Source organism: Candidatus Babeliales bacterium (assembly GCA_035288105.1).
Taxonomy (GTDB): Bacteria; Babelota; Babeliae; order Babelales; family Vermiphilaceae; genus SOIL31.
Genome location: DATEAY010000050.1, coordinates 1 through 6,737, shown reverse-complemented (window position 1 = coordinate 6,737; position 6,737 = coordinate 1). Strand labels below are relative to the sequence as shown.

Here is a 6,737-nt window from a genome sequence, read left to right as displayed (position 1 = left end):
GAACCTGTTGAAGGATCAGAGCGCTTTATTCTTCAACAAGTTCAGAATGAGCGCAGGGGATATATAAAACCAGATAATTTCAATAACCATTAAAAAAATGGCCGCGCCAGCTGTAGCTTTACGCGTAAGCTGGTGCCAGAGAGGGGACTCGAACCCCTATGGGATTTCTCCCACAGCCACCTCAAGGCTGCGTGTCTGCCAATTTCACCACCCCGGCATATCATCAATTTCAATGCTTTTTAGTATAGCGAGAAATTACGTATTATCAACAAAATTAGCCCAACTTACGTTAAATAACTGCAGTCGGGCGCCCAAAAGAAAGCATTAAGAGCAAAGTGGAATTATCGTTCATCATCCTTCGATACATTCTTCTTCGCTAAAGCTAGAAGAACACTCAGGACGAGCGGAAGGGGATTTCGTATTTTTTTCTCCGCTCACCCTGAGTGTTTTGTCTTCAAAAAGTATCGAAGGGTACTAACTTTTTCTACTTCCCAAAAATCATGTCATAGGGTAGTCGAATAATGGAGAAAATATAACTTAAAGTATCCGAAAATAATGATCCAATCCAACCAAACCAGCCGAGTTTTGGTTTAACGTCTTCATCTTCATCATTCTCATCTTCATTCTCTTGCGGTTCTTTTTGTTCAAGTAGTTCTGCCTGACGTTGGAAGTTAACGCCTTTTTCTTTGAGAGCTTCTATTTGATTTTGTACACGAGTTACGTGTTTTGTTGCGTCATTAACAAGTGTGTCGAAGTGTTTAAAGAATTCTTGTTCGAGATACATGCTAATATTTTTAATATTACGCGCGGAACCTTCGATCATATAATACAGTTCACGTGCTCGTATATCATTTAATATGTGTGCAATTTCTTTGAAGTTATCCCATGCTTGCGCTTCATATTGTCTTACGCGATTGATTTGATCCATGAGTTTAATGAGCGCATCATCAATAGCGTGGTCAAGGTTGGAGATCGATTCAACATCAAGTTTGAGTTGTTTTAATGCTTCTTCATCTGTTGCATATGTTTCATAGAGCATGCGTTCTTGTTCAGTGAGATCACCTTGTTGTTCACGTTGTTTTTCGAGGAATTCATTGATTTCAGAAAGTATGATTTGGAGTTCACCTTGGTCAATGCCAATATTAATGTAGAAAGGGTCTAAAACGGTTCTATCAAGGTTGTTTCGTTTGATAAAAAACTGAGTACGCGACTCCCATATTGCATCAACAAGAAGACGAATTTTTTCATAACGTTCTTCAGCGCGTTCCCACCAGATACGTTTGAATAACCAATTTCCTTGAGGGTTTTCAAGAGAAACAGTATCGATACCTGATGGTTCAGGCTCAGGTGTTTCTTCTGGAGTGACTACAGGTTCTTCCTCTACTGGTTCAGGCTCAGGAGGTAGTATTATGCTTGTTGGTGTCGATGCATCAACTTCCACAACAACAGTTTCTGTTGTTTCAGCAGGCAGGGAGGGTTCTTCTGGTTTGTCCGCTGACGTGTCCGCCGAAGCTTCAGCATAGGAGGGAGCTTCAGCGGAGGAGGATGGTGTTTCTTCTTGTGATGGAGTTTCTGTTTCTTGTTTGTCCTCCATAGCCTCGCTAGAGCCCTCAGAAGCTTCAGGCGAAGGAGGGGCGACGGAGGATTCAGTTGGTTGTGCTTCTTCCTGAGGTGTTTCTTCTTGCTCTGCGACTGGCGTTTCTTGCGGTGAAGAAACATCTTCTGTAACAACCTCTTCAACTACTGTTTGCTCTTCCGTAGCAGGTGCTTCTTGAGAAAAACTAAAAAATGATACTGTGCTGAGCATCATTATCATCATTATATGCGTAATCATAATCTATCTCCCTTTTTATTTTTAAAGACTTTCGGAGAGTTCTTTTATTTCATCCATCAAAGCGTTTGATAGTTCTTCAGCGTCAGATGAAGTATAGCTCCATCGTACACCACTTTCTACTTTAGTTAGAACTGATCTATCAGATTTAATATCAATAATATCAATGCGAACAACATTCATAAAAGGATGCACGATTGATGGTGCACGTACAACGCCTGCACGGCCTAAAACACTGTAAGCAACATTGCCTTCATCTAAAAAGCAGATCATAACTTTTTTTTGCCACACCATGTTGTGATATCCGGTGTGGTCTTTGTGAATGGTGAGTAAAATACTTTCAAGCCCTTTTGCTGCAATACACTGAACAGGAGTTGTATTGGGCAGACCTTTTTCAGAGAACGTTGCAAGAATCCCTACGGTTTGTCCCTTTGCTAAAACTGCTAATAAATCTTCTGGTAATTTTACACCAACATGTTTTGCCATGAATACCCTAACTTACATAAATAAGTACTATAAATATCACACATTTTTTAGTTTATTAAAGAAAAAATGACTTTTATAAAGAAAGTCTTGTTATAATCTCGTTTTCTACTACTAATCCAGCGGGGGTTAGTTGTAGCCGTCCATTATTCTCGGTAATTAATTTTTTTTCTTGCAACAGATCGATTGTTGTTTTAAATTTCTCTTTTTGTTCACTACTCAAATCATTATTAATTTCTTCCCAACAAACCCCCTTTATTCTTCTTAATCCGAGCATAATTTTTTCAGCAAATATTTGGTCTTTGGTGATTGTTTCTGTAAATATCGGTTCATATTTATTTTGTTCGATGCTTTCCAAATATTTAATAAGATTTTTTTCATTTTGTAGGCGGGTTGTTCCATCAAAGGAACATGCGCCAAGTCCAAAGCCACGATATGGTTTGCGTTCCCAATAGGTGGTATTATGTCGCGATTCTTTTCCCATTCGTGCAAAACTGGAAACTTCGTATTGAGTAAAACCATGGCTAGCGAGGAACTCACGTGACCAATGGTATCCGTTAACAACATCATCATCGCATGGCAACATAACTTTTTTTGATTTAACATTAAAAAACAGTGGAGTGCTGTCATGAACTTCTAAAACATACATTGATACATGCGTGATGTTCCATGTAACTATTTTTGCTAACAACTCTTCCCATTCAGTTGCACTCACTCCCGGTAGTCCCAAAATGACATCTACAGAGATGTTATCAAAATATTTGGGTGCATTATCAAGCAAAGAATAAACATCTATTGCTTTTTGTAAGCGATTCAGTTTTTGTAACACTGAATCATTCAAGCTTTGTACGCCAATACTGATGCGATTAATTCCCAATTTTTTCCATAAAGCTAATTGCTCAAATCGTACTGTTCCTGGATTGACCTCAAGCGTTATTTCTGTTTTTTCATCAAAGTTGAAGAACTCTCTTAGTATACCAAACATGTCAAGTAGCAGATGATCAGGATAGGTGCTGGGAGTACCCCCGCCAAAATAGATGGTATCGAGAGGTAATTTTTCTGTGTAATGTGTGCCAAAATCTTTAATTTCTTTGACTAAAGCATTATGATATCGTTCCATGAATGGATCGTGCGATGCTAGTGCAATAAAAGGGCAGTAATGACAACGATAAGGACAAAACGGCCAATGGATGTACAAAGACCGCGTGTTAGCCGAAATATCATAAGGCATAAAGATCCATAGTGTTGGAAAGTTCAAGTAACAGTAGACTTTATTGTATCATGGGTCTTATAAATGGGCAAATAAGCCTTTTATTGCAAAAAATAACTCCTGTCCACAATGAGCGAACATGAGTTATTTTTGAAAATAAATTCTTAGTGAGTATCTTCTAAGTTTTGAAAATTTTCTGGTGAGATTGGTGCTGGTTGGTTTTTTAGTTCATTATGGTATATCAATTTGGCTGTTTTTTTCATAATTTTAGAATCTTCTTGAATCATTTTACCGATGTGTAACATTAATGCATCGAATGCCGCTACATCAACGGCTGGTAGAGTTGGTATTACTTTTTCAGTAAGTGTTGATTCAGGAATAGTGATTCCAAATGCAGTACTCTTGGCTGCTATTTTATGTAGATGTTGATTTTTCCAATGAAGATTAAGCTGTGCTTTGTTAGGAGATATATGTACTTGTTGCGCTAGGTTTTGATTATACTTGCCAAGGCGTTCAAAAAATACGCTTGCATGGAAGTGATCAATAGTGCTGTTAGAAAAGATGGAGCTTCCAAAAGATGGTTTTTGATTAAACAGAAGAAATCCTAATTCTCTTTCAGTTATGCATGCCTGTTTTAGACAATTGGTTTGTTCGATTACTTTTATTAAACGATATGCGCTTTTTTTCTCATCTGATTGAAAATTTTGCAGCATGGTATACGTTGTTAGGCGAAGTTTAACCACATCTTTTTTGTGTATAATGATTGCCTCGGGGGTAACATATTTTGGACCATCCATGGAATGAGTTATGAATGGAGTTACAAGTGTTACTGTTAAAAAGGTAATGCGTTTCATCATTAAAATTCCTTTTTTTATACATTGATTTTTGTGGTCAATTTGGTGATGCTTACCATAGAATGATTTATTATCAAAAGCAAGAGTTATGCTGTGCAAAAGAATAAAGTAATTGTGGTCATTGTTTTTGTCATCATATCATTTTTTATTTTTCGGCATTGTGTGAATGTTGGCGCCTCCGTAGTGGGAACAATTTCATCATCCGTTTTATATCCACTGTTACGTATTCAACAGTTGATTGTTGTTCCAATTGCAGGGTGGTTTGACCGTCGGACAACAGTAGCAGGTCTTGAAGGGCATGTTCAGCGTTTGCAGGAGGAAAATGAAAAACTTTTTGCTGAAAATATCGCATTAAAAGCTATGCATGATTATGCGCAAGAAACGAGTGAATTACGTAATTTTAATAAAAGATATACATTGCGTAATGGTTATATCGCACAAATATTAGCACGTCATTTTTCATCAAGTTATCAGTTCTTTCTTGTTGATGCTGGCAGTTGCCAAGGTATAAAAAAAGATATGGTAGCGCTTTATTGCAATAATATTGTCGGAAGAGTTGCTGAAGTATATCCATGGTACTGCAAAGTGTGCCTGATTACCGATGCTGATTGTAAAGTTGCTTCCTCCGTCGCTAAAACTCCGGCGGACACGTTAACAAAGAAGGGCTTGACCGCCATAGCTTTAGCGAAGGTGGGTGCAAGCGGAATTCATGAAGGCGTTAATGATACAACACGCACAATAATGCGCTATGTGAGTCATTTGGAGTCAGTTGATGTTGGGGATGCAGTACTTTCTAGTGGTGAAGGTCTTGTTTTCCCCAAAGGTTTTGCGTTGGGTAAGGTAGTTGCGGCAGATAAAGGTGAATTATTTTATACAATTACTATTAAGCCAATATTAGACTTCAACACATTACGTTATTGTACGCTCATTTCCAAAGAAGATGTTGCATGAGGTTTGTTTTTTGATTGTTCAATCCATTCAATTTCACCTTCAATGAGCGCTTTCTCTTTGATTATTTTTATGACTGTGCACATTGAACCAATTTCGTTTATCAATCCCAGCGCAAGTGCTTGAGTTCCCGTGAAAAATTTTCCATCAGCCCAGTTAGCAGTAGTAGTGAGCGATAATTTTCTGCTCAAGGCAATTTGTTTGGTCAGTTGTTGATACGATTCATTTGCTATTCCTTCGAAATTATTGTTTTTTTCTTCATTTAGTTTTTGAAGTTGCCATGCGCAAAATGTTTGTCCAATATCGCCAATGATGGCTGATTCTGGGGCAATGATATAATCGCATGCGCTTGCAACCAGGTATGCTCCTGAAGTGCATATATTCTCTACTAAAGCAATAATAGGTTTTGGGTACTCTCTTTTGAGCTGTCGAATATCATGGAATATAGTTTGACTACTTCCTGAAGCAGTATTGGAGCAGTCTATTTTAATGACAATTCCCTTAATATAAGGGTCTTTGAAAAAACAATGTAGTCCTTCTGTTATGCAAAAGGAGTTGTGGAGGGGCCGTGTTATTTGGAGAACTCCGATGTAAGTATGGGGCTCCAGGAGAGGCATATACTGTTTTTTTATGTTCTCGATTAAAAATGGGGCAGCATAAACGAATAGAATCAAAATAAGGATGGTTTTGACAGATTCGAATAATGTCATAATAGGCCTTACAGGTGTAAAATAGAGGTTTTTTGGTATTGGTTTAGTATCATATATAAAAAGGAGGGATTGTGAAAGAAAAGTAAGATATTTTTTTGACTTTTCGGGATATATCCATTAAACTTTTCCCTGTTAAGTTACGATTCAATCTTGGGTTTTTCTTTATACGGGGACCCCAATTGAAGAGTAACGTAAATTGGGGATAAAATTAAGGGCGATTAGCTCAGTGGTAGAGCATCAGTCTTACAAACTGGGGGTCGTAGGTTCGAAACCTACATCGCCCACCATACTACGCTCCTTGCGGAGCTTCGTATGGCAGGCCATCCTTAAAAAGATCTTAAAATTTACTGCGCTCACCCTGAACTTGTTGAAGGGGCAAGCGCATTTCAATTGAAATTTGTTCCTCGGTAGCTCAGAGGTAGAGCAAACGACTGTTAATCGTTGGGTCGCAGGTTCGATCCCTGCCCGGGGAGCCATACTACGCCAAGGCTTCATCCTTCGCATAAAGCTTCGGAGGACACGGTCGTATGGCAGGCCATTCAAGGGAAAAAGCTTGTTTGGGTTTTATATTGTGGGGTGGTAGCTCAGCTTGGATAGAGCGTCCGCCTGTCACGCGGAAGGTCGCGGGTTCAAGTCCCGTCCACCCCGCCATTTTTTGCAAAAACGCAAAAAATGGCGGGTATTTTTAGTGATTCTACTAC

The 6,737-nt window shown here is 38.6% G+C and carries 6 protein-coding genes and 4 tRNA genes; 4 read left to right on the top strand and 6 right to left on the bottom strand.

Annotated elements, in window-relative coordinates; translation table 11 throughout:
• Positions 1–130: 130 nt before the first annotated feature.
• From VJJ26_02600 to VJJ26_02580, 5 genes are all read right to left on the bottom strand, one after another.
• Positions 131–217 (bottom strand) — tRNA-Leu (locus VJJ26_02600).
• Between the two features lie 267 nt (positions 218–484).
• Positions 485–1,834 (bottom strand): hypothetical protein, encoded by a 1,350-nt coding sequence (locus VJJ26_02595; protein HLC07053.1) that lies wholly within the window; start codon positions 1,832–1,834, stop codon positions 485–487.
• A gap of 21 nt (positions 1,835–1,855) precedes the next feature.
• Positions 1,856–2,317, bottom strand: a complete 462-nt coding sequence (locus VJJ26_02590; protein ID HLC07052.1) for a pyridoxamine 5'-phosphate oxidase family protein — start codon at positions 2,315–2,317, stop codon at positions 1,856–1,858.
• 73 nt (positions 2,318–2,390) lie between these two features.
• Positions 2,391–3,545 (bottom strand): radical SAM family heme chaperone HemW, encoded by a 1,155-nt coding sequence (hemW, locus tag VJJ26_02585; GenBank protein ID HLC07051.1) that lies wholly within the window; start codon positions 3,543–3,545, stop codon positions 2,391–2,393.
• 143 nt (positions 3,546–3,688) lie between these two features.
• Complete coding sequence (locus VJJ26_02580) at positions 3,689–4,381, bottom strand: hypothetical protein (GenBank protein HLC07050.1); 693 nt, start codon at positions 4,379–4,381, stop codon at positions 3,689–3,691.
• 90 nt (positions 4,382–4,471) lie between these two features.
• On the opposite strand from VJJ26_02580, the gene mreC reads away from it, so the two are divergent.
• A complete protein-coding gene (mreC, locus tag VJJ26_02575; GenBank protein HLC07049.1) occupies positions 4,472–5,329 on the top strand; it encodes a rod shape-determining protein MreC in 858 nt (285 codons plus the stop codon).
• On the opposite strand, the gene VJJ26_02570 is transcribed toward mreC, so the two are convergent.
• Positions 5,293–6,036 carry a S49 family peptidase gene (locus VJJ26_02570; GenBank protein ID HLC07048.1) on the bottom strand — a complete coding sequence of 248 codons (744 nt, stop codon included), beginning with the start codon at positions 6,034–6,036 and terminating at the stop codon, positions 5,293–5,295. The two genes, mreC and VJJ26_02570, sit on opposite strands and share 37 nt — an antisense overlap.
• A gap of 212 nt (positions 6,037–6,248) precedes the next feature.
• Here VJJ26_02570 and VJJ26_02565 point away from each other — a divergent pair.
• From VJJ26_02565 to VJJ26_02555, 3 genes are all read left to right on the top strand, one after another.
• Positions 6,249–6,323, top strand: a tRNA-Val gene (locus VJJ26_02565).
• Between the two features lie 114 nt (positions 6,324–6,437).
• Positions 6,438–6,512, top strand: a tRNA-Asn gene (locus VJJ26_02560).
• A gap of 97 nt (positions 6,513–6,609) precedes the next feature.
• A tRNA-Asp gene (locus VJJ26_02555) sits at positions 6,610–6,687 on the top strand.
• The last annotated feature ends 50 nt before the right edge of the window (positions 6,688–6,737 follow it).

What these genes read in the sequence shown, in the direction of transcription:
- VJJ26_02595 (HLC07053.1), bottom strand. Translation starts at nt 1,834, where the DNA reads ATGATTACGCATATAATGATGATAATGATGCTCAGCACAGTATCATTT.
- VJJ26_02590 (HLC07052.1), bottom strand. Translation starts at nt 2,317, where the DNA reads ATGGCAAAACATGTTGGTGTAAAATTACCAGAAGATTTATTAGCAGTT.
- hemW (HLC07051.1), bottom strand. Translation starts at nt 3,545, where the DNA reads ATGCCTTATGATATTTCGGCTAACACGCGGTCTTTGTACATCCATTGG.
- VJJ26_02580 (HLC07050.1), bottom strand. Translation starts at nt 4,381, where the DNA reads ATGATGAAACGCATTACCTTTTTAACAGTAACACTTGTAACTCCATTC.
- VJJ26_02570 (HLC07048.1), bottom strand. Translation starts at nt 6,036, where the DNA reads ATGACATTATTCGAATCTGTCAAAACCATCCTTATTTTGATTCTATTC.